This is a genomic window from Streptomyces sp. 5K101 (genome assembly GCF_046506645.1).
Lineage (GTDB): Bacteria > Actinomycetota > Actinomycetes > Streptomycetales > Streptomycetaceae > Streptomyces.
The window spans coordinates 208,475-229,847 of record NZ_JBKFFO010000012.1 but is presented as its reverse complement, the minus strand read 5'-3'; the positions used below and the strand labels follow the sequence as shown (position 1 = coordinate 229,847).

At 72.2% G+C, this 21,373-nt stretch carries 18 protein-coding genes; 10 read left to right on the top strand and 8 right to left on the bottom strand.

What is annotated here, in order from left to right; genetic code table 11:
• Positions 1 to 83: 83 nt before the first annotated feature.
• Positions 84 to 548 carry a hypothetical protein gene (locus tag ACLB9X_RS23740; RefSeq protein ID WP_410362393.1) on the bottom strand — a complete coding sequence of 155 codons (465 nt, stop codon included), beginning with the start codon at positions 546 to 548 and terminating at the stop codon, positions 84 to 86.
• A 249-nt stretch (positions 549 to 797) separates the two neighbouring features.
• Between ACLB9X_RS23740 and ACLB9X_RS23735 the strand changes: the two genes are divergently transcribed.
• From ACLB9X_RS23735 to ACLB9X_RS23710, 6 genes are all read left to right on the top strand, one after another.
• On the top strand, positions 798 to 1,031 hold the full coding sequence (locus ACLB9X_RS23735; protein WP_410362392.1) for a ferredoxin: 234 nt from the start codon (positions 798 to 800) through the stop codon (positions 1,029 to 1,031).
• A 68-nt stretch (positions 1,032 to 1,099) separates the two neighbouring features.
• On the top strand, positions 1,100 to 3,076 hold the full coding sequence (locus ACLB9X_RS23730; RefSeq protein WP_410362391.1) for a Xaa-Pro dipeptidyl-peptidase: 1,977 nt from the start codon (positions 1,100 to 1,102) through the stop codon (positions 3,074 to 3,076).
• Positions 3,077 to 3,102: 26 nt separating this feature from the next.
• Positions 3,103 to 4,380 carry a M14 family metallocarboxypeptidase gene (locus ACLB9X_RS23725; RefSeq protein ID WP_410362390.1) on the top strand — a complete coding sequence of 426 codons (1,278 nt, stop codon included), beginning with the start codon at positions 3,103 to 3,105 and terminating at the stop codon, positions 4,378 to 4,380.
• Positions 4,381 to 4,460: 80 nt separating this feature from the next.
• Positions 4,461 to 6,260: a BCCT family transporter gene (locus tag ACLB9X_RS23720; RefSeq protein WP_410362389.1), complete on the top strand. Its 1,800-nt coding sequence runs from the start codon at positions 4,461 to 4,463 to the stop codon at positions 6,258 to 6,260.
• A gap of 346 nt (positions 6,261 to 6,606) precedes the next feature.
• Entirely contained in the window at positions 6,607 to 8,244 is a 1,638-nt protein-coding gene (locus tag ACLB9X_RS23715; RefSeq protein WP_410362388.1) for an ABC-F family ATP-binding cassette domain-containing protein, read from the top strand.
• 291 nt (positions 8,245 to 8,535) lie between these two features.
• Positions 8,536 to 9,192 carry a DUF1326 domain-containing protein gene (locus ACLB9X_RS23710; RefSeq protein ID WP_410362387.1) on the top strand — a complete coding sequence of 219 codons (657 nt, stop codon included), beginning with the start codon at positions 8,536 to 8,538 and terminating at the stop codon, positions 9,190 to 9,192.
• A 144-nt stretch (positions 9,193 to 9,336) separates the two neighbouring features.
• Here the strand turns inward: ACLB9X_RS23710 and ACLB9X_RS23705 are convergent, their stop codons facing one another.
• Entirely contained in the window at positions 9,337 to 10,173 is an 837-nt protein-coding gene (locus tag ACLB9X_RS23705) for a DUF2182 domain-containing protein (RefSeq protein WP_410362425.1), read from the bottom strand.
• A gap of 124 nt (positions 10,174 to 10,297) precedes the next feature.
• Positions 10,298 to 12,679: a Tex family protein gene (locus tag ACLB9X_RS23700; RefSeq protein WP_410362386.1), complete on the bottom strand. Its 2,382-nt coding sequence runs from the start codon at positions 12,677 to 12,679 to the stop codon at positions 10,298 to 10,300.
• 225 nt (positions 12,680 to 12,904) lie between these two features.
• Between ACLB9X_RS23700 and ACLB9X_RS23695 the strand changes: the two genes are divergently transcribed.
• The gene (locus tag ACLB9X_RS23695) at positions 12,905 to 13,576 is read left to right on the top strand and encodes a hypothetical protein (RefSeq protein ID WP_410362385.1); all 672 of its coding nucleotides are present in this window, start codon (positions 12,905 to 12,907) and stop codon (positions 13,574 to 13,576) included.
• A 108-nt stretch (positions 13,577 to 13,684) separates the two neighbouring features.
• Here ACLB9X_RS23695 and ACLB9X_RS23690 read toward each other — a convergent pair whose 3' ends face one another.
• Complete coding sequence (locus ACLB9X_RS23690; protein WP_410362384.1) at positions 13,685 to 14,551, bottom strand: SCO6745 family protein; 867 nt, start codon at positions 14,549 to 14,551, stop codon at positions 13,685 to 13,687.
• Positions 14,552 to 14,684: 133 nt separating this feature from the next.
• Between ACLB9X_RS23690 and ACLB9X_RS23685 the strand changes: the two genes are divergently transcribed.
• A complete protein-coding gene (locus tag ACLB9X_RS23685) occupies positions 14,685 to 15,656 on the top strand; it encodes a GlxA family transcriptional regulator (RefSeq protein WP_410362383.1) in 972 nt (323 codons plus the stop codon).
• A 79-nt stretch (positions 15,657 to 15,735) separates the two neighbouring features.
• Positions 15,736 to 16,371: a DJ-1/PfpI family protein gene (locus ACLB9X_RS23680; RefSeq protein WP_410362382.1), complete on the top strand. Its 636-nt coding sequence runs from the start codon at positions 15,736 to 15,738 to the stop codon at positions 16,369 to 16,371.
• Here ACLB9X_RS23680 and ACLB9X_RS23675 read toward each other — a convergent pair.
• Positions 16,358 to 17,134, bottom strand: a complete 777-nt coding sequence (locus ACLB9X_RS23675; protein WP_410362381.1) for an enoyl-CoA hydratase/isomerase family protein — start codon at positions 17,132 to 17,134, stop codon at positions 16,358 to 16,360. The genes ACLB9X_RS23680 and ACLB9X_RS23675 overlap by 14 nt on opposite strands.
• A 242-nt stretch (positions 17,135 to 17,376) precedes the next feature.
• On the opposite strand from ACLB9X_RS23675, the gene ACLB9X_RS23670 reads away from it, so the two are divergent.
• Positions 17,377 to 17,853, top strand: coding sequence for an ATP-binding protein (locus ACLB9X_RS23670; RefSeq protein ID WP_410362380.1), 477 nt, complete (start codon positions 17,377 to 17,379; stop codon positions 17,851 to 17,853).
• A 93-nt stretch (positions 17,854 to 17,946) separates the two neighbouring features.
• On the opposite strand, the gene idi is transcribed toward ACLB9X_RS23670, so the two are convergent.
• The 3 genes from idi to ACLB9X_RS23655 all read right to left on the bottom strand — a co-directional run bounded on the left by idi (position 17,947) and on the right by ACLB9X_RS23655 (position 21,113).
• Positions 17,947 to 18,540, bottom strand: a complete 594-nt coding sequence (idi, locus tag ACLB9X_RS23665; RefSeq protein ID WP_410362379.1) for an isopentenyl-diphosphate Delta-isomerase — start codon at positions 18,538 to 18,540, stop codon at positions 17,947 to 17,949.
• Positions 18,541 to 18,676: 136 nt separating this feature from the next.
• On the bottom strand, positions 18,677 to 19,951 hold the full coding sequence (locus ACLB9X_RS23660) for a GNAT family N-acetyltransferase (RefSeq protein ID WP_410362378.1): 1,275 nt from the start codon (positions 19,949 to 19,951) through the stop codon (positions 18,677 to 18,679).
• Between the two features lie 220 nt (positions 19,952 to 20,171).
• A complete protein-coding gene (locus ACLB9X_RS23655) occupies positions 20,172 to 21,113 on the bottom strand; it encodes a cation diffusion facilitator family transporter (RefSeq protein WP_410362377.1) in 942 nt (313 codons plus the stop codon).
• Positions 21,114 to 21,373: the final 260 nt, after the last annotated feature.

Genomic DNA, 21,373 nt, shown 5'->3' with positions numbered 1-21,373 from the left:
GGACGATCTCCTGGACTCTACGCACGGCCGCGGCCACCGGTCAGGAGCGAAGCTCGGCCTTTCCTGTGACGACCATCCGGAGGTCAGTGCACGAGATGGAGGGTGAGGGCTCCGCCTGACTCCGAGATGCCGGCGACGTGAGCATGGCCACGGGCGGTGGCGTACGCGCCGGTGCCGCCGGTGATGGCGATGTCGAAGTCGCTGGGCGGGGCGCCACCAGGGGTGGTCTGCAGGTGCTGCCACGTCACCTGCCCCCGGGGCAGGCTGAACGTGCCGGTGCAGTGAGTGGTTCGCGCTGCCACGCGGGTGCACACTGCCCCCTCGCTGCCGTAGCCGACACCTCTGCGGAAGAGGTTCGCGGTGATGATGATCTGATCACCTACCCCGCGTCCGGGTGTCCCGTTGTCGACCACCGTGGTTCCGGTGCCCGTGGACGTCAGGCTGATGACTTCCTTGCGCTTGACGTCCACGCCCCAGTCCACGGGCTCATGTGACGCAGCGGCGGAACCGGCGAGAGTCGCGAGCGACAACGCCGTTGCTGCTGCCACGCTCCACTTCGAAATGAATTGCATTCTTCCTCGCCTGATGAATACGGGCTCCTTGGGTGCGCCCAAGAATTCTCATGGTGCGATGGAGCGTCAATTCTCAAACTCATCACAAGTGCCCGGTTCATCCGTCCGGCGGCATCCACCCCAAACCAGCGGCAGAGGCCTTTCGTTGAGACCCGTCGTAACTGCCATGGGCCCTGATCGTTCTGGATCACATGACCTGCTCGTGCGCTGGAAGGGAAATGACTGATGGGTGAGCGGTGGCAAGTGGACGTCGACCGGGAGGTGTGTATCGGGTCGGCGATGTGCGTGGCCGCGTTGCCGGAGCGATTCCGGCTGGATTCGGCGCGGCAATCGCATCCGGTGGAGCAGGAGACTCCGGCGTCGGACGAACTGATGGGGGCGGCGGAGAGCTGCCCCGTCGAGGCGATCTCACTGCGGCGGGCAGGAACGGGCGAGGCCGTTTTCCCTCCGGAGGACTAGGGCGCGTGCGGCCGATCCACTCGACTGCCCTCTGTTGCACGGCAGTTGACGGGAGTACCTTCCGGCCCATGCCGATACGTGTGCGGGCCACCCGCCTGACGTACAGATCGCTGGTCCTCGCGGCCTCCGCCGCCCTGCTGGCCGTGGGCACCCCCGCGGGCGCACAGGGCGCGCCGACACCGCGCGAGAGCAGACCCGTCTACTCCTACGAGAACGCGATCCGCGAGTCGGTCTGGGTCGACACCCGGCTCGACGCGGACGGCGACGGACGTACCGACCGGGTCGCCGTCGACATCGTCCGCCCCCGAGAGACCGCCCGTAAGGGCCGGAAGATCCCCGTCATCATGGATGCCAGCCCGTACTACTCCTGCTGCGGGCGCGGCAACGAGAGCCAGCGCAAGACGTACGACGCGAACGGCGACCCCGTCCAGTTCCCGCTGTACTACGACAACTACTTCGTCCCGCGCGGCTACGGCTTCGTCGCCGTCGACCTGGCCGGAACCAATCGGTCGGACGGCTGTGTCGACGTCGGCGGCCGCTCGGACATCCAGTCGGCCAAGACCGTCGTCGACTGGCTGAACGGCCGCGCCCAGGGCTGGACCGCGCGGACGGGCGGCGAACGCGCCCGTGCCGACTGGACCACGGGCGCCACCGGAATGATCGGCAAGAGCTACGACGGCACCATCGCCAACGGCGTCGCCGCCACGGGCGTACGAGGACTGAAGACGATCGTCCCGATCGGCGCCATCTCCTCCTGGTACGACTACTACTTCGCCAAGGGCGCACCGCTGTACGACTCCGGACCGGAATGGCTCTCCGGCTACGTCGAGACCCCTGAGGCCCGGGCGCGCTGCCAGGCCGTTCAGCAGCGCCTCGTCGACGGCGCCCCGCGCAGCGGCGACCTGACCCCGCTGTGGGCCGAACGCGACTACGTGCCCGACGCGGACAAGGTCCGGGCCAGCGTCTTCGCCGTGCACGGCATGCAGGACCTCAACGTGCGGGCCAAGCACTTCGGACAGTGGTGGGACGCGCTCGCCGACAACGGCGTCGAGCGCAAGGTCTGGCTCTCCCAGACCGGCCACGTCGACCCGTTCGACTTCCGGCGCGGTGCATGGGTCTCCACCCTGCACCGCTGGTTCGACCACTACCTGCTCGGCCTCGACAACGGCGTCGACCGCGAACCGATGGCCGACATCGAGCACGCCCCCGACCAGTGGTCCACCGACCGGGTCTGGCCGCCGCGCGGCACCGCCACCACCTCGCTGCGCCCGGGCAACGGCAGCGCTCCCGGTGTCGGCACCCTGTCGCTGCGCCCCGCACGCCCCGGCGCGACCGAAACGTTCACCGACGACCCGGCGCTGGACGAGAGCGACTGGGCCGCCGCCGTCGACACCACCACGGCCGCCAAGGCCGGGTTCGTCACCGGCCCCCTGGCCCGGGACCTGCGCCTGTCCGGCACCGGACGGGTCACCGTCACCGCCACGCCCTCGACGACGAGCGCCCACCTGACGGCCGTGCTCGTCGACCTCGGGCCCGCCACCATCCGCGACTACACGGCCTCCGGCGAAGGCATCACCACCCTTGCCGCCCGCACCTGTTGGGGCGCGAGCACCGCCGGCGACAGCTCGTGCTTCAAGGAGACGAAGGCGGACACCGCCGACGTCGGTCACACGATCTTCAGCCGCGGCTGGGCCGACCTCGGCAACCACGCCTCCGACGCGGAAGGACGGCCGCTGACCCCCGGCAAGCCGTACACCATGACCCTCGACCTGCACGCGAGCGACCACGTCGTCCCGGCCGGGCACCGGCTCGCCCTCATCGTCGCCGGCACGGACCGGTACCTGATCGAACCGCCCCCGAGCACCCCCCGGCTCACCCTCGACCTCGCCCGCACCTCGGCGGACCTGCCCCTCGTCGGCGGAGCCGCCGCCTTCGCCCGCGCCACCGCCGCGACCGCCGACCGCCCCGGCGCGCGCGACCGGAGCTCCGAAGGCGTCGCGGGCCCGCGTCCCATCCGCCCGATCCCCGGAGGCAGCACCCGATGACGTCCCGCACCCGAACCGTGCTCCGGATGCCCCGCCTGCACACCCTGCTGCTGACCGGCGTGGCGGCGGCGCTGGCCGCACCACTGGTCACCGTCCCCGCCCAGGCCGCGCCCAGCCTGCCGCGCACCGGCTTCGAGACGAGCAACGGCGCCCGCTGGACCACCCAGCCCGAGGAACAGACGCTGCTCGCCACCGTGGACCGGGACCATCGTGCCGTGTCCGTCGAACGGATCGGCAGCACCAAGCAGGGCCGTCCCCTCCAGCTCGTCCACCTCGGCAACCGCAGAGCCGACCACACCGTGCTGCTGATCTGCAGTCAGCACGGCGACGAACCGTCCGGCCGCGAGGCGTGTCTGACGGCCGTCCGCGACCTCGCGTACGGCAGGGACGAGGCGACCCGCCGGCTGCTGTCCCGCACGCACCTCCTCGTCGTGCCCACGGCCAACCCGGACGGCCGGGCCGCCGACACGCGCGGCAACTCCGACGGTGTCGACATCAACCGCGACCACATCGCCCTCAAGACCGCCGAGGGGCGCGCCATCGCCGCCGTGATCCGCGACCGGCGCCCGGACGTCGTCTACGACCTGCACGAGTACGGAGCCACACCCCCCTACTACGACAAGGACCTGTTCGACCTGTGGCCCCGCAACCTCAACACCCACGACGCCGTGCACCGGGAGGCGCAGACGCTGTCCGCGCACTACGTCCGCCCCGCCGCCGGACGCGAGGGCTACTCGACCGGCACGTACGGCATCTGGACCGACCCGGTCACCGGAAAGCCGATCAGGCAGACCGCGGGCGACGGCCAGGAGCGCATCCTGCGGAACGCGAGCGGCGTCAAGAACGCGGTCGGACTGCTGATCGAGAGCCGTGTCGACGCGCTGACGCCCGAGGAGCAGGCGGACGCCGCGCTGAACAACCGCCGACGCGTGCACAGCCAACTCGCCGCTCTGGACGGCCTCTTCGCCTTCAGCGACGCGCGGCGGGGCCGGATCGAGGCGGCGACCGGAGCGGCCCGGCGGGCGGGTCTCGCGGACCGCGGGCCGGTGTATCTGGGCGGCGCCGACAACGACCCGGCCACGCCCGAGGAGACCCTCCAGGACCCGCCCTGCGCGTACCGCCTCGACACCGCCCAGTACGCGGAGGTGAAGGACGAACTGGCGCTGCACGGCGTCGCGGTCAGGCCCGTCGAGGGCGGGGCCGTCGTGCCGCTGCGGCAGTCCCAGCGCGCGCTGATACCGCTGCTGCTCGACACCCGCGCGGCCTATCACCTCACGGAGGGGAAACCTGTTGACGCCTGTTGATCCCGGGAGCTGATTGTCCCGTGTGGTAGGGGGTAGCGGGGGAGTGCAATCGGCTCCGTCATCAGGCGAAAGGTGCCCCCGTGTCGCACGAGGAACAGAAGCCGGTCAAACGGCTGTGGTACCCGGTCAAGGCGGCGCTGCCGGGCCGCCACCCGCACGAGGAGAGGCCGGCCGTCACCGACCGGGTCGTGTTCGGCGTGACGGCCGTCCTCACCCTCGCCTTCGTGGTCTGGGGGTCCGCGTTCACCGAAACGCTGGAGAGCGCCTCCGACACACTGCTGAACGGCCTGATGCACAACGGCGGCTGGGCATTCGTCCTGGCCGCCTCGGGCTTCGTCGTCTTCGCTCTGTGGCTGGCGATCAGCCGCTACGGCAGAATTCCGCTCGGCCAGGAGCACGAGGGGCCCGAGTTCCGGACGGTGTCGTGGGTGGCGATGATGTTCAGCGCCGGCATGGGCATCGGCCTGATGTTCTACGGCGTGAGCGAACCGCTGGCGCACTACACCGCCCCGCCGCCGGGCACGGATCCGGTCGACTCGGCGGACGCCATGCAGACGGCCCTGGCCACCACCCTCTTCCACTGGACGCTGCACCCGTGGGCGATCTACGCGGTGGTGGGTCTCGCCATCGCGTACAGCACGTTCCGGCGGCGCAGGCGGCAGAACATCAGCGCCGTCTTCGTGCCGCTGATGGGCGAGGACAGGGCCAACGGCGCGCCGGGCCGCGTGATCGACGTCCTCGCGATCTTCGCCACGCTCTTCGGCTCCGCGACGTCCCTGGGCCTCGGCGCCCTGCAGATCGGCAGCGGCTTCCGCGAAATGGGCTGGATGGAGAGGGCCGGGACCGGGCTGCTCATCTCCATCATCGCGGTGCTGACGGTGTGTTTCGTCATCTCGGCGGTCTCCGGGGTCGAGCGGGGCATCCAGTGGCTGTCCAACACCAACATGGTGCTCGCGGTGGTGCTCGCCGTGTTCGTCTTCGTCGCCGGGCCCACCATCCTCGTCCTCGACCTCGTGCCCACCTCGCTGGCCTCCTACTTCGGCGAGCTGCCGCAGCTGGCGGGTCGCACGGAGGCGGCGACCGGCGGCGGTGACGTCGCGGACTGGCTGAGCAGCTGGACGGTCTTCTACTGGGCCTGGTGGATCTCCTGGACACCGTTCGTCGGCATGTTCATCGCGCGCATCAGCCGCGGCCGTACGATCCGCCAGTTCGTCGGCGGCGTCATCCTCGTGCCGAGCACGGTCAGCCTGATCTGGTTCGCGATCTTCGGCGGCACGGCGATGAGGCTCCAGGAGCAGGGGCGGCTCGAGGCGGAGACGACGCCGGAGGGCCAGCTCTTCGGCGTGCTGCAGCAGTTCCCGATCGCGGGCACGATGAGCCTGATCGTGATGATCCTCGTCGGCATCTTCTTCGTCTCGGGCGCGGACGCCGCCTCGATCGTGATGGGCACGCTGTCCCAGAAGGGCACCTTTGAACCGGCCAGGCTCGTCGTCATCTTCTGGGGCGTCGTGACAGGCGCGGTGGCGGCGGTGATGCTGCTCGTCGGGGAGGGCAAGGGCGACGCGCTCGCGGGCCTGCAGCACCTGACGATCCTCGTGGCGGCCCCGTTCGTGCTGGTGATGATCGGCATGTGCGTGGCGCTCATGCGCGACCTGCGCCAGGACCCGCTGATCGTCCGCGGCGAGATCGCCGAGGAGGCGGTGGAGTCGGCGGTGATCGCGGGCCACGAGATGTACGCGGGCGAGTTCGAGATCCGCATCGGCCCGGGCACGGGCCCGGTGGCGGGCCGGATCCCGCCCGAGGAGACGGAAGACGACTCCACCCCGCCGGACACGGACCCGCCCCCGGCCCGCGACAACGACGGCCCCGCCACGCCCTGACGCCCCGGCTTCGACGACGGGCCGGGCCCGGTGACCGACCGCCGCCGCCAGTCCTTCCGTCGGCGGGGCCCGGGCGTGCCGAGCGCGGTGGCCGGGGGCACGTTTCGGATGGCGGCCGGGCAGCGATCCCGGCCGCCGGCCGGACTCGGTCGCGCCGAGCCCGGCGCGTGGGCCTCCCGGTGGCCGGCCCGCCAGGGGCACACCCCGTCAGGCGCGGCACCCACCGCCCGGCACCAGTACGTCACCCTTCAGGCCGGGACCGTAGCCCGTGGGCCCCTGGGCGCTGCGGCCCCCCTCGGGGACGCGTGCGGCCGCCCCCACGCGCTGGCCTAGGATCGGCCTCCTGATGACTGCCACTCTCGTCGCGAAGGACCTCGCCGCCGGCCACGGCGACCGTTCGCTCTTCTCCGGCCTCGATCTCGTCGTCGCCCCCGGCGACGTCATCGGCCTCGTCGGTGTCAACGGCGCGGGGAAGTCCACGCTCCTGCGTCTCCTCGCCGGACTCGACCGCCCCGAGCAGGGCGAGCTGCGGCTCTCGCCGCCCACCGCGACCGTCGGCCACCTCCCGCAGGAGCCCGACCGCCGCGAGGGCGAGTCCGTACGGGACTTCCTCGCCCGGCGCACCGGCGTGGCCGCCGCCCAGGCCGCCATGGACGAGGCCACCCAGGGCCTCGTCGACGGCGCACCGGGCGCGGACGACGCCTATGCGGTGAGCCTGGAGCGCTGGCTCGACCTCGGCGGCGCCGACCTCGACGAGCGGGCCGAGGAGGTCGCCGACTCGCTCGGGCTCGCCGTCGGCCTCGACCAGCCGATGACCTCGCTCTCCGGCGGCCAGGCCGCGCGCGCCGGACTGGCGTCGCTCCTGCTGTCCCGCTACGACGTCTTCCTGCTCGACGAGCCCACCAACGACCTCGACCTCGACGGACTCGAGCGACTGGAGAGCTTCGTCCAGGGCCTGCGCGCGGGCACCGTGGTCGTGAGCCACGACCGCGAGTTCCTCACCCGCACGGTCACCAAGGTCCTCGAACTCGACCTGGCCCAGCAGCAGATCACCCTCTACGGCGGCGGTTACGCGGCCTACCTGGAGGAGCGCGAGACGGCCCGCCGCCACGCGCGCGAGGAGTACGAGGAGTACGCCGACAAGAAGGCCGCCCTGGAGAGCCGCGCGCACATGCAGCGCTCCTGGATGGACAAGGGCGTGAAGAACGCCCGCCGCAAGGCGACCGACAACGACAAGATCGGCCGCAAGATGCGCAGCGAGGCGAGCGAGAAGCAGGCGGCGAAGGCCCGCCAGACCCAGCGCATGATCGAACGGCTCGACGTGGTCGAGGAGCCCCGCAAGGAGTGGGAGCTGCGCATGGAGATCGCCGCCGCGCCGCGTTCCGGCTCCGTCGTCGCGACCCTGCGCGAGGCCGAGGTCCGCCGCGGCGCCTTCCGCTTCGGGCCGGCGTCCCTCCAGATCGACTGGGCCGACCGGGTCGCCATCACCGGTGCGAACGGCGCGGGCAAGTCGACACTGCTCGCCGCGCTCCTCGGCCGCCTCGACCTCGACGCCGGGCACGCCTCGCTCGGCTCGGGCGTCGTCGTCGGCGAAGTCGACCAGGCACGGAAGCTGTTCCACGGGACGCAGTCGCTGCTGGACGCGTTCTGCGCGGCCGTCCCCGACACCGAACCGGCCGACGTGCGCACGCTGCTGGCCAAGTTCGGGCTCAAGGCCGGACATGTGCTGCGCCCGGCGACCTCCCTGTCTCCCGGCGAACGTACGCGTGCGGCCCTGGCGCTGCTCCAGGGCCGCGGGGTCAATCTGCTGGTCCTGGACGAGCCGACCAACCACCTCGATCTGCCGGCCATCGAGCAGCTGGAGTCGGCGCTCGATTCCTACCCGGGCACGCTGCTGCTGGTCACCCACGACCGCCGGATGCTGGACGCGGTGCGCACCACGCGCCGCGTCGAGGTGGCGGACGGAAAGGTGACCGAGGAGTGACCTCGGCGGCCGGGCATGCACACGCCCGGCCGCCGCCCCATCCGGGCCCCGGTACCGTCCGGCCGCGTCAGCCCGCGGACCCCGTGCCGTGCCCGTTGCCCGCCACGCCACCGGATCGCACCCTGCACGGAACGGACCTCGCAGGTGAGCGCCGCGACGGCCGGGTTTCCCCTACCGGGACGTAAGGTGCAAGCTGGAATGGAGGCCGCCTCGCCATCTCGGGAGCCGGCTCGGACACGCGGTCTCGCCGCTCCGAGTGAGCTTGTCTGGGCTCGGCAGGAGGGAAGCGAGATGACAGAGCAGGTCACCACCGGTGCGCGTTGGCGCCTGACCGGCGATTGGTTCGATGTGTGCAAGTGCGCCATACCGTGCCCCTGCACGTTCGCACAGCCCCCGACCTACGGCGACTGCGAAGGCGTGCTGGTCTGGCATATCCGGGAAGGCACCTTCGGCGACGTGCGGCTCGATGATCTCAACGTCCTGATGCTCGGCTCCTTCGTCGGCAACGTCTGGGCCGGGGAGCACACCGACGCGTACGCCGCGGTCTTCCTCGACGAGCGCGCCGACGAGCAGCAGCGCGGTGCACTCGAGGCCATCTTCGGCGGTGAGGCGGGCGGATGGCCGGCGCAGTTCGGGGAGATGTTCCACCCCGAGATGCGTGGCATGGACATCGCCCCCATCCACGTGGACATCGACGAGGACTTCGCCGCCTGGCGAGCCGAGATTCCCGGCCGGGTCACGGCTGTCGCCGAGGCGCTCACCGGCCCGACGACTCCAGACGGCGCACGCGTCCAGGTCCATAACGCTCCGGGCTCCGAGGTCGGGCCGGGCCAGGTCGCCACCTGGGGACGGGCCACTGCCGATCGCGCCGACGCATTCGGCTTCTCCTGGGAACGTTCGGGAAAGTCGAGCAAACACTTCAGGTTCGACTGGAGCGGTCCTGGCTGAGGAGCTGGGCGGGGAGCGGAGCCGGTCGGCGCGCGGCACCGGCACGTGCCGCAGCCGTTTCGGCCCCGGTCGCAGACGTCGATCGGTCCACTGATCCGGCCGTTACGGCAGTCGCCACGTTCGTCTGCTCGGTCAGCCGGCTGGTCACATGCCGTCCATCGACGGCGTCGAATCCTCCAGCCCCGGCAGCAACCAGTCCTGGAAGGGCGCGAGCACGGCCAGTACGAGGAACGCGACACCCACGACCCGGGCGAGCAGCGGGCCCCGGGACCACAGCTTCTCGACGAAGACGACCACGGCCAGCCCGGCCATCGCAGCGACGTTCATCACGCCGAGCGGGATCAGGACGACCATCAGTCCCGCGCAGCAGCCGACACAGTAGGCGCCGTGATGGACGCCCACCCGCAGATCGCGGGCCGGCTGCCGGAACCCGGCGTAGCGCACCAGGTGGCTCATGGGGTCACGACAGTGCCGCAGACAGACGTACTTGAGGGGGCCGAGCTGATAGAGACCCGCGAGCAGGAAGGCCACCGAGCCGATCCAGCGTCCGGCGGTCGGATGGTCGTCCACCAGGCCGCCGGTGAGGGCCAGAGCCGCGTAGGTGAGGAGTCCGAAGGCGGTCCACACCAGCAGATACGCGCCCACGAACTCGACGGTGCGCGCGGTACGCGTCCAGCCGGAGGACTGCCGGCCGATGCCCCGCACCCACGTGATGGCCACCGGCGCCATGGACGGCAGCATCATGGCCGTCATCATCGTCACCCACAGCAGCAGAAACAGCGGCAGGGCCATCCCCATCGTGCCGGGCTCGACCCCCATGTCCCGGGCCTGCGCGACCGTCAGCGCCCAGGCGGGCGCCGCGATCAGGGCCACGAGGAACCAGGCGACCGCGAGATCCCGCGCCGGCAGCAACCCGCCCCCCGCTCCGGTCGGCGCGGGCGACTGCGTGGGTGCGAAGACGGAGGTCCGGGTGAAGCGCATCGGCGTGCCCTTCCACAGATGCATCCAGCAGACCACGCCTCAACGCGGAGCGCGACCTCGCCCGACTCGGCGGGAGTGAGGGGGCCGAGGGGCGGGGAAAGCCCCGCCCCCGCCGAGCCGCGCCTCAGCCGCGCCGACCGCCCCCGCCCTTCGGGTCCAGCAGCCCCGCCTTGCGCAGGGCGTCGGCCATCGCGCTGTTCGCCGGGGCCGGAGCCTGACGGCCACCGCCACCGCCCGCGCCACCGCGGCGATCGCGTCCGCCACCGCCCTGGCGCTGCTGCGGCGGACGCCCACCACGCTCCCGCCTCGGCCCGCCCGCGCCGCCCGACGGGGCCGACGCGTCGTCGTCCAGCCGCAGGGTCAGCGAGATCCGCTTGCGCGGGATGTCGACGTCGAGCACCTTCACCTTGACCACGTCACCGGGCTTCACCACGTCACGCGGGTCCTTGACGAACGTCTTCGACATCGCCGACACATGGACCAGGCCGTCCTGGTGGACACCGACGTCCACGAACGCCCCGAACGCGGCGACATTCGTGACGACGCCCTCCAGCACCATCCCGGAGGCCAGGTCGCCGATCTTCTCCACGCCCTCCTTGAACGTCGCCGTCCGGAAGGCGGGCCGCGGGTCGCGCCCCGGCTTCTCCAGCTCGCGCAAAATGTCCGTCACCGTCGGCAGACCGAAGGTCTCGTCCACGAAGTCGTCCGCCCGCAGCGACCGCAGCACACCGGTGTTGCCGATCAGCGAAGCGACCTCGCCACCCGACGCCTTGACCATCCGCCGTACCACCGGATACGCCTCCGGGTGCACGCTGGAGGCGTCCAGCGGGTCGTCACCGCCACGGATCCGCAGGAAGCCCGCGCACTGCTCGTACGCCTTGGGGCCGAGCCGCGCCACGTCCTTGAGTGCCTTGCGGGAGCGGAAGGGGCCGTTCGAGTCCCGGTGGGACACGATGTTCTCGGCGAGGCCCGCGCCGATGCCCGAGACACGCGAAAGCAGCGGCGCGGACGCGGTGTTGACGTCGACACCGACGCCGTTCACACAGTCCTCGACCACCGCGTCCAGCGAACGCGACAGCTTCACCTCGGACAGGTCGTGCTGGTACTGGCCGACCCCGATCGACTTGGGGTCGATCTTCACCAGTTCGGCGAGCGGGTCCTGCAGCCGTCGCGCGATCGACACGGCCCCGCGCAGGGACACGTCGAGCCCGGGCAGTTCCTGGGAGGCGAACGCGGACGCCGAGTACACCGAGGCCCCGGCCTCCGAGACCATGACCTTGGTCAGGCCCAGCTCGGGGTGCCTGGCGATGAGGTCACCGGCGAGCTTGTCGGTCTCGCGGGACGCCGTGCCGTTGCCGATCGCGACCAGCTCGACCGCGTGTTCCTTGGCCAGGCGGGCCAGCTTCGCCAGCGACTCGTCCCACTTGTTGGCCGGGACGTGCGGGTAGATCGTGTCGGTCGCCACGACCTTGCCGGTCGCGTCCACGACGGCGACCTTCACGCCGGTACGGAAGCCGGGGTCGAGCCCGAGCGTGGCGCGCGTGCCGGCGGGCGCCGCCAGCAGCAGGTCCCGAAGGTTCGCCGCGAAGACCCGCACCGCCTCGTCCTCGGCGGCCGTACGCAGCCGCAGCCGCAGGTCGATGCCGAGGTGGACGAGGATCCGGGTCCGCCAGGCCCAGCGCACGGTGTCGGCCAGCCACTTGTCGCCCGGCCGCCCCTGCTGCGCGATGCCGAAGCGGGAAGCGACGATCCCCTCGTACGACGAGGGGCCGTCCACCGGCTCCTCGGGTTCCAGGACGAGGTCGAGGATCTCCTCCTTCTCGCCGCGGAACATCGCGAGCACGCGGTGCGAGGGGAGCTCGGTGAACGCCTCGGCGAAGTCGAAGTAGTCGGCGAACTTGGCGCCTGCCTCCTCCTTGCCCTCGCGGACCTTCGCCGCGAGCCGGCCCCGCGTCCACATTCGCTCGCGCAGCTCGCCGATCAGGTCGGCGTCCTCGGAGAAACGCTCCGTCAGGATCGCTCGCGCGCCCTCCAGTGCCGCGGCGGGATCGGCGACGCCCTTCTCCGGGTCGACGAACGCCGCGGCCGCCGCGAGCGGTTCCACGGACGGGTCGCCGAGCAGGCCCTCCGCCAGCGGTTCGAGACCGGCCTCACGGGCGATCTGCGCCTTGGTGCGCCGCTTGGGCTTGAAGGGCAGGTAGATGTCCTCCAGCCGCGCCTTGGTGTCGGCGGCCCGGATCTGCGCCTCGACGTCGTCGGTGAGCTTGCCCTGTTCCCGGACGGACTCCAGGATCGCGGTCCGCCGCTCCTCCAGCTCGCGCAGGTACCGCAGCCGCTCCTCGAGCGTGCGCAGCTGCGCGTCGTCGAGCATCTCGGTCGCTTCCTTGCGGTAGCGCGCGATGAACGGCACGGTCGACCCGCCGTCGAGCAGCTCGACGGCCGCCTTCACCTGCCGTTCGCGTACGCCGAGCTCCTCGGCGATCCTGCCTTCGATGGACGTGGTCACGGTTTCCCGACTCGCCTTCTCGTGCTGGCTGTGCTTGAGCCTGCATTGTGCCGGGTGCCGCCCTGCCGTGTCGCGCGCCGCCGCGGCGAACGACCGCGCCGACCGGGGCTTTCGTTCCCTTTGTCCGCTCGCTCGACCGGGGCGGAGCAGCCGGTGTATACCCGAGCCGCTCTGTACCGAGTGCATTCACCCCAGAAATGCGCGCCGACCGAAAGCCGGATTGCCATGACATCGACGCCAGTCAACGAGGAGCCCGTATCTGCGGAGGGCTCCGTGTCCCCGGACTCCGTGTCTGCCGAGGACTCCGGGGCCGCGACGGAGACGGCCGGGGCGGAGGCGGCTGAGACGGGGCCGGCCGAGACGGAGAGGGCTGAGATGGCGGCGGCCGCGACGGAGACGGCCGCGACAGAGACGGCCGGGGCGGAGGCGGCTGAAGCGGCGGCGGCCGAGACGGACACGGCCGGCAAGGCGACGGCGGGGCGGCCCGACCGCACGGCAGTCGTCATCGCCGCCGTCCTGATCCTCGTCTGCGGCGGACTCGTCGGCTACGGCCTGCTCGGTTCGGAGGACAAGCCCACGGCCAAGCCCGTTCCCACCGCCGAGGTCACGTACGAGGTGCAGGGCAGGGGGACCGTCGAGATCTCGTACCAGGCCCGCAGCCAGGCCGGTTCGGCGACGGTCGAGAGCGACGTCGAGCTGCCCTGGAGGAAGACGGTGCGGGTGCCCCTCGGCAAGGACCCGTCCGTCAGCATCGTGCTGGACGAGAAGGGCGGCGAGGCGAGCTGCACGCTGGCCATCCGCGGCGAACACGTCCAGCGCGCCACGGCCTTCGGCGAGTTCGGCCGGGCGACCTGCACGGGCGCACTCCCGGCGCCTACTCCGGCCCCCACGGACTGATCCGCCGCGGCGCCGCCGGTGCCCTGCCCGGCGGGAGCCGGCTGTGGCCCGGGACAGGAGGACGGCTGCCGCCCCGCGCCGCGGGACGGCAGCCGGAACAGGCTCCGGTCAGGCCGGCCGGCCCGTCGCGTCCGCGGGGAACGCGCCCGCCGCGAACGCCGTCAGCAGGAAGCCGCGGCCCAGCTCGGTCAGGCGCTCGACGGCCGCCGCGCCCAGGTGCGCGTACGGCGCGAGGTCCATGCGGTCCGTCTGCTCCTCGACCTCGTCGCGCAGCGCCGTGCCCGCCTCCGTCAACGCCCCCTCGGCGTCCAGCAGTCCGCGCTCCCGCAGCCGGTCCTGCGCCGACTCCCAGTCCGCCCGGCCCCAGCCGCGCGTCGCCAGGATCCAGCGCGGGGCCATGCCCTTGCCGGTCGCCGTGTGGCTCACGAGCGCCTCCAGCGGGTCGAGGCCGGCGAGCAGCAGCGCGGCCAGATGGGCGTCGCCGCGGTGCTCGCGCAGCAGCGTCGCCGCGTGCCAGTACGCGAGGTGCGGCTCCTCCGGCACCGGCAGGTCGGCGTGCGCGGCGTACAGCGGCCGGGCGTGCCGCGTGCACGCCTCCGTGGCGCGCAGGGCGAGTTCCGCCGCCTCGGCCAGTCCCTTCGACGCGATGACGTGCTCGTCGAGCAGCCGCCGCAGCGTCGCGTCGGCGGCCCGCAGCCGGGCCGCCAGCACTGTCTCGGGGGAGGCGGTGTCCCACACGGCGGGCAGGTGCCGGGCGATCAGCTCCGGATTGAAGTTGTAGAAGGTGGCGGCGACCGTGCCCGGCCCGACCGCGCCCAGCGCCGCGGAACGCGCCGCGAAGTAGGCCGCGTTGGAGTCCTCGATGCCGACGCCGGCCATTTCCGTGCCCAGGTCGGGCGAGAAGTACACCGTGGAGTGCAGCGGGTTCAGCGCGTTGTGGCAGCGGCGAGCCGCACGCGGGGGTAGAGAGTTCATGGGACGACGTTACCGACTGGTCGGTACGGCGGTACAGGGTTAGCCGTCGATGCCATCTACCCATCGACCCATGGCAGGAAAGGTGGGGCATTCGTCATTGCGGCCATCCGGACGTCGGGCGAAGGATGGGGGCATGGCAGAGCGACCCGTCCTGGTCGTCCTCTTCGACGACGTGCAGAGCCTCGACGTGACGGGACCCGTGGAGGTCTTCGCCGGTGCGGGAAAGGCGATCGGGGACCCGACGGCGTACCCGATCCGTACCGCGACCCTGGACGGAGTCCCCGTCCGCACCTCCAGCGGCCTGACGCTCGTCCCGGACCTCGCTCTGGCCGACGCCCCGCGCCCGCACACCCTCCTCGTCCCCGGCGGCCAAGGCACCCGGCGCCCCGACGCACGGGTGATCGACTGGCTGCGCGAGCACGGCCCGCACGCGGAACGCCTGGTCTCCGTGTGCACGGGCGCCCTGCTCCTCGCCGCCGCCGGTCTGCTCGACGGGCGGCGCGCCACCACCCACTGGGCCGCCTGCGACCACTTCGCCCGCGCCCACCCGGCGGTCCACGTCGACCCCGACCCGATCTTCGTCCGCGACGGCCCGGTGTCCACGTCCGCGGGTGTCACGGCGGGCATCGACCTGGCACTCGCGCTGGTGGAGGAGGACCTCGGGCGGGACGTGGCGCTCACCGTGGCGCGCCATCTCGTCGTGTTCCTTCGCCGGCCGGGCGGTCAGGCGCAGTTCAGCGCCCAGCTCGCCGCCCAGACCGCCAGGCGCGACCCGTTGCGCGAGGTCCAGCACTGGGTCACCGAGCACCCCGCCGCCGACCTGTCCGTGGAGGCGCTCGCGGGCCGGGCGCGCCTGTCACCGCGCCACTTCGCCCGCGCCTTCCAGGCCGAGACCGGCATGACGCCCGGCCGCTACGTCGAACGCGTACGCCTCGAACACGCCCGCCGGCTCCTGGAGGACACCGCGGACGGGGTCGCGCTCGTCTCGCGCGCCTGTGGTTACGGCACCCCCGAGGCCATGCGTCGGGCCTTCGTCAAGGCGCTCGGCGTCGCGCCCGCCGAGTACCGCCGCCGCTTCCGCACCACGGCCGCGCCCGCCGGCTGACCATCCGCCGCCCGAACGGCCGCTCGCCCTGAACCTCACCCCGCCTCACCCCTGCCTCACCCCACCGAAGGGACATTCCGTGCAGATCGCCGTCCTGCTCTTCGACCGCTTCACCGCCCTCGACGCCGTCGGCCCCTACGAGGTGCTCTGCCGCCTCCCAGGCGCGGAGGTCGTCTTCGTCGCCGAGCGCCCCGGCCCCGTCGTGAACGACCAGGGGCAGTTGTCCCTCGTCGCCACGACGAGCCTCGACGAGGTGCCCGGCCCGGACGTCGTCGTCGTGCCCGGCGGGCCCGGCCAGAGCGACCAGATGGAGAACGAGGCCCTGCTCGGCTGGCTGCGCACCGCCGACGCGACCTCCACGTGGACCACCTCCGTGTGCACGGGCTCGCTGCTGCTGGCCGCGGCCGGGCTGCTGAAGGGCCGCGACGCGACCTCGCACTGGCTCGCGCTCGACATGCTCAGGTCGTACGGGGCCGAGCCCACGGGCCGCCGCGTCGTGACCGACGGCAAGTACCTGACCGCCGCCGGGGTGTCGGCGGGCATCGACATGGGCCTGACCCTGGTCGGCCGACTGGCCGGTGACGAGCACGCGCAGGCCGTGCAGCTACTGACCGAGTACGACCCCCAGCCGCCCTACGACGCCGGGTCGCCACAGAAAGCGCCCGCCCACCTCGTGGAGGAGTTCCGCGCCACGAGCCGGTTCATCCTCCGGTAGGGCCCGGCATCCAGCCGAAGTCCGGTGCCCTGCGCTCCAGGAAGGCGGCGACACCCTCGGCGGTGTCGCCGCTCCCGCGCGCCTGCTCCGCCCAGTAGGCGTCCCGGTCGGTGCGGCCGGCGGCGAACTCCTTGGCGGCGCACTGCGTCAGCTGCGAACGCGACGCGAGAACGCGGGTGAAGCCGGCCGCTCGCCGGCCCAGTTCGCCCTCGGGCAGCACCTCGTCCACGAGCCCGGTGCGCAGGGCCCGGTCCGCGTCGATCAACTCGCCGGAGAACAAGAGGTATTTGGCCGCAGCCGGGCCCACCAGCGCGGCCAGCCGGCGAGTGGAGGCGGCGGGGTAGACGATGCCGAGCTTCGCGGGCGTCACACCGAACTGCGCGTCGTCCGCCGCGAACCGCAGGTCGCAGGCGGCGGCGAGCTGGCAGCCGCCGCCCACGCAGTATCCGCGCACCACGGCGAGCGTCGGCTTGGGGAACGCGGCGAGCGCCTCCTCCGCGCGGACGGCGAGCGCCTGCGGGTCCTCGCCGGGCTCGCGCAGCGAGGAGATGTCCGCGCCCGCGCAGAAGGTCTTGCCCTCTCCGGTCAGCACCAGCGTCCGCACGCCGCGGTCGCCGGCCAGCTCGGCGAGCAGCTCGGGCAGGGCACGCCACATCCCGGCGGTCATCGCGTTGCGCTTGGCGGGGTTGCTGATCACGACGGTGGCGACACCGTCCTCGACGGTGTGGGTCAGCTGCGGCTGCGGGGACTGGGGCGGCTCCATGCGCCGGATGGTATCCGCCCGGGTCGGCGGGGCTCCCGGCGGGGAAAAGGCTGCTGAAACGATCGGCCTGACGAACCGCGCAGAAGGAGGTAGCGACCAGTCGCACAACTGACGCTGTCATACGCAATCGATCAAAAGACGCTAAAAGGCGATCAATTCTGTTCAGCTGCTCGGCCCCCACCGACTGACCTCCAACACTTATCAACTCGATGGTCAGTGGCAAACGAGCCGAGGGTGAAACTATGGAGAGCCGCGGGAGCGTGCCCGCCCGGCCGTTGTCGTACGAGGGCGTCTGGCGCTTCACCGCTCCGGCGGTCGACGTATCCGTCCCGCAGGCGCGGCGCGCGGTCCGGGATCTGCTGGTTCGTCAGGGCGTGCCGGTCGCCGACGAGGTGGTGCAGGGACTCCTGCTGATCGTCTCCGAGCTGGTCACCAACGCCGTACGGCACGCGGCCCTGCTCTCGCCCGAGGTCGCCGTCGAGGTCGCTATCGGCGCCCAGTCGATCCGCGTGTCCGTCGAGGACAACCACCCCTACCGGCCCAAGGCGCTGGAGACCGACTCCGCGCAGACCGGTGGCCGGGGCCTGCTGCTCGTGCGGGAGATCACCCGCGAGGCGGGCGGCCTGTGCGACGTCGCGCACACCGCGAGCGGAGGCAAGATCATCTGGGCCGAGCTGCCGCTGGTCCCCGCCCTGAAGGGTGACGCGGCCCCTATCTAGTCCACTGCGGGCGTGCGGCCCCCCCACCCCACGCCGCACCGCCCGCGCCCCGAGCCGCACCGCCGCCACCCCGGCCCGCACCGCCCGTACGGCTCACCAGCCGGAGCTCGGACCCGTCAGTTCCTTGACCGCCGGGCGCGCGGCGTCCAGCACCGTCATGAACCAGGCCGAGAAGGTCGCGCGGCCCCGCAGCTCCGTCAGCTCGTCGGGCGTCACGAACGCCGTCTCGCCGACCTCCTCGGGGTCCGGCCGGAGAGCGGACTGCACCATGCCGACGAAGAGGTGGTTGTACTCCTGCTCCACGAGGCCCGACGCCGGGTCCGGGTGGTTGTAGCGCACCGTGCCGGCCTCCGCGAGCAGCGACGGCGAGACGCCCAGCTCCTCGTACGTACGCCGGGCGGCGGCCGCGAACGGCGCCTCGCCGGGGTAGGGGTGGCCGCAGCAGGTGTTCGACCAGACGCCGGGGGAGTGGTACTTGTTCAGCGCGCGGCGCTGCAGCAGCAGCCGGCCCTGCTCGTCGAAGAGGAACACGGAGAAGGCGCGGTGCAGCCGGCCCGGCGCCCGGTGCGCGGAGAGCTTCTCCGCGGTGCCGATGGTATGGCCCTGTTCGTCGACCAGCTCGAGCAGGATCGCTGGTGACGTGCCGTTCGACTGACTGTTCGCCGCAGTGGCTGGTGTGATCGGCATGACCATCCTTCGCATCGTTCCTCGGCCCTGGGAGCCTGCCCAGTCTGCCGCAAAAACGGTGCTTGTCCGCACTTCGGCGGCCTGGCATGTCCGGGTCCCGCCGCGCGGTGCGCGCGGCCGGACCCGGACGGACGCCTCAGACCCCGAAGGCCGCCGGACAGTGGATCTCACCGCGCGGAACCGCGGCCGATCCGTCCAGCATCAGCGCCATCACGGCCTCGTCCGGCACCTCGAAACCGGGCCGGATCCCGTATCGGGACGCCCGTTCGAAACCGAACCGCGGGTAGTACTCCGGATGCCCGAGCACCACCACGAGGCGCTCACCGCGCGCCCGCGCCGCGTCCAGCACGGCCCGGACCGCCGCCTGCCCCGCGCCCTGGCACTGGTACCGGGGCGCGGTCGCCACCGGGGCCAGCGCCAGCGCGGGCGTGTCTCCCACGTGGCACCGCGTGAGCAGCGCGTACGCCGCGGGTGACCCTCCCCCGCAGCCTTCGGCGGGGGAGGCACCAGCGGCCTCCGCGATGTACGACAGACCCGGCAGCCATGCCTCGCCGTCCCCGCGGAGCGCGTCCACGAGGTCCGCCTCGTCCGGGGTGGGGAAGGCGGCCTCGTTCAGCTCGCGGACGAGACCGGCGTCGGCCGCCGTCTCGGGGCGGGTGCGCCAGCGGGGATCCGCCGGACGCAGCACATAGCCGGTGTAGCCGTACTCCGCGCCGTGCTCGCGGCGTACGGCGATCTCTTCGCGCGTGGCGGCGAGGGCCTGGGACATGCCCGGCACCGCGGGATCCGCGGCGTCGGCCCGTGCGGCCAGCGGGCCGTAGTACTCGTCCCAGTCGGTCTCCGGCTGGCGGTACACCGAGAGGATCGCGTACCCCGCGGCGGACGCCGCCGCGCAGTTCTCGGCGGTCGTACGCAGCCGGTAGTGCGCGTCCCAGAAGGCGCGGGCGGCGGCCGACGGCGACGCGGTCGTCCACTCGCACTCGGTCATCACGAGGGAACCGCCCGGGGCGAGCAGCCGCCGCCAGGTGGCGAGGGCGGTGTCGAAGCCGATGGAGTAGGCCGAGCTCTCCGCCCAGACGAGATCGAACGACCCGTCCGGGAAGGGGAGATCACCCATGTCGGCATGGACGGTACGGATGGCGTCACCGAGCCCGCGGGCGTCGGCGGACTGCCGCAGCTCGTCGAGGAACGGCCGGTGCAGGTCGACCGCGGTCACCTGGGCGCCGGCCTCGGCTGCCAGCAGCACTGCGGAACGGCCCGGGCCGCAACCCAGGTCGAGCACCCGCGGACGCGCGGGCAACGGCCCCGCGGCGGCGAGGAGTCGCAGCGAGGTGGCGTCGGAACCGGGACCCTGCCGTGGCAGACCGTGGTGCAGGGCGAAGAAAGCGTCGTGCAATGCGTTGTCGGACAACGGGGAAACCCTCGTGTGGGAAAGGGCTCCGGCCGACGGCACGACCGGGTCCGGTGGATGGACCGGGTCGGATCAGTGGTGGCCGGGAGCCCGGAAGCGGATGACGGACCGGGCGCTGCGCAGGGCAGCTGTCATTGCCGCAGTCATCGATCTCAGCTCCTCTTCGAAGGGCGGGCCGGGACGTGATCGTCCCGGCCGCACCCTAACAACACCGGCCCGCTCAGTGGCAGAGTCTCGCCTCGTGCTCCGCGTGCCCGACGGGCTCCAGCTGGAACGTGCAGTGCTCGACGTCGAAGTGGTCGCCGATGCAGCCCTGCAGTTCGTGGAGGAGCTTCTCGTGGCCCACCGCGTCCAGCACGTCCCGGGTCACCACCACATGGGCGGAGAGCACCGGCATGCCCGAGGTGATCGTCCAGGCGTGCAGGTCGTGCACGTCCTCCACGCCCGGCAGCGCCAGCATGTGCGCCCGGACCTCGCCCATGTCGACGCCCTTGGGCGCCGCCTCCAGCAGCACGTCGAGCGTCTCGCGCAGCAGCCGCAGCGTGCGCGGGACGATCATGAGGCCGATGACGAGGGAGGCGATCGGGTCGGCGTACTGCCAGCCCGTGCCGAGGATGATGCCCGCCGACACGAGCACGGTGACCGAGCCGAGCGCGTCGGCGAGCACCTCCAGGTAGGCGCCGCGGACGTTCAGGCTCTGCTTCTGGCCGCGTACCAGGAGGGAGAGCGAGACCATGTTGGCGACCAGACCGACGACGGCGAACACGATGGTCAGGCCGCCGCGGGTCTCGGTGGGTGTGATGAAGCGCTCGACCGCCTCGAACAGCAGGTAGCCGCCGACGCCGAGCAGCAGCAGACAGTTGGCGAGCGCGGCGAGGATCTCCGCCCTCGCGAAGCCGAAGGTGCGGTTCAGTCCGGCCGGGCGGTTGGCGAAGTGGATGGCGAGCAGGGCCATGGCGAGTCCCACGGCATCCGTCGCCATGTGGGCGGCGTCCGCGATCAGGGCGAGTGAGCCGGACAGCACACCACCGACGATCTCCAGCACCATCACGCCGAGGGTGATGGAGAGCGCGATGCGCAGCCGTCCCTTGTAGGCGGCCGCCGCGGTCCCCGTCGGCGGCGGCCCGCCGTGCGTATGCCCGTGGTCGTGCCCAGCCCCCATGCGGATGCCTCCAAGCCGGTGTCGGCGGTGTCGTCAGGCCCTCAGTGAACTACGGGTGGGGGGTATGGTCAACACGGCACTGAACACCGTTGTCATGTGCCCTGACCTGCGGAAATGTATGCAGGTCGGGCGTCTGTGCGATCAGTGGGCCGCGGCTTTGAGGCGCCGCAGGAGCCGGCCCGTTCGGTCGCTTCCGCCGGACGCCTGCCCTGCCCGGCGTCCGGCCGCGGTTTGTCCGGCGAGGCGGTGATCGACCATGA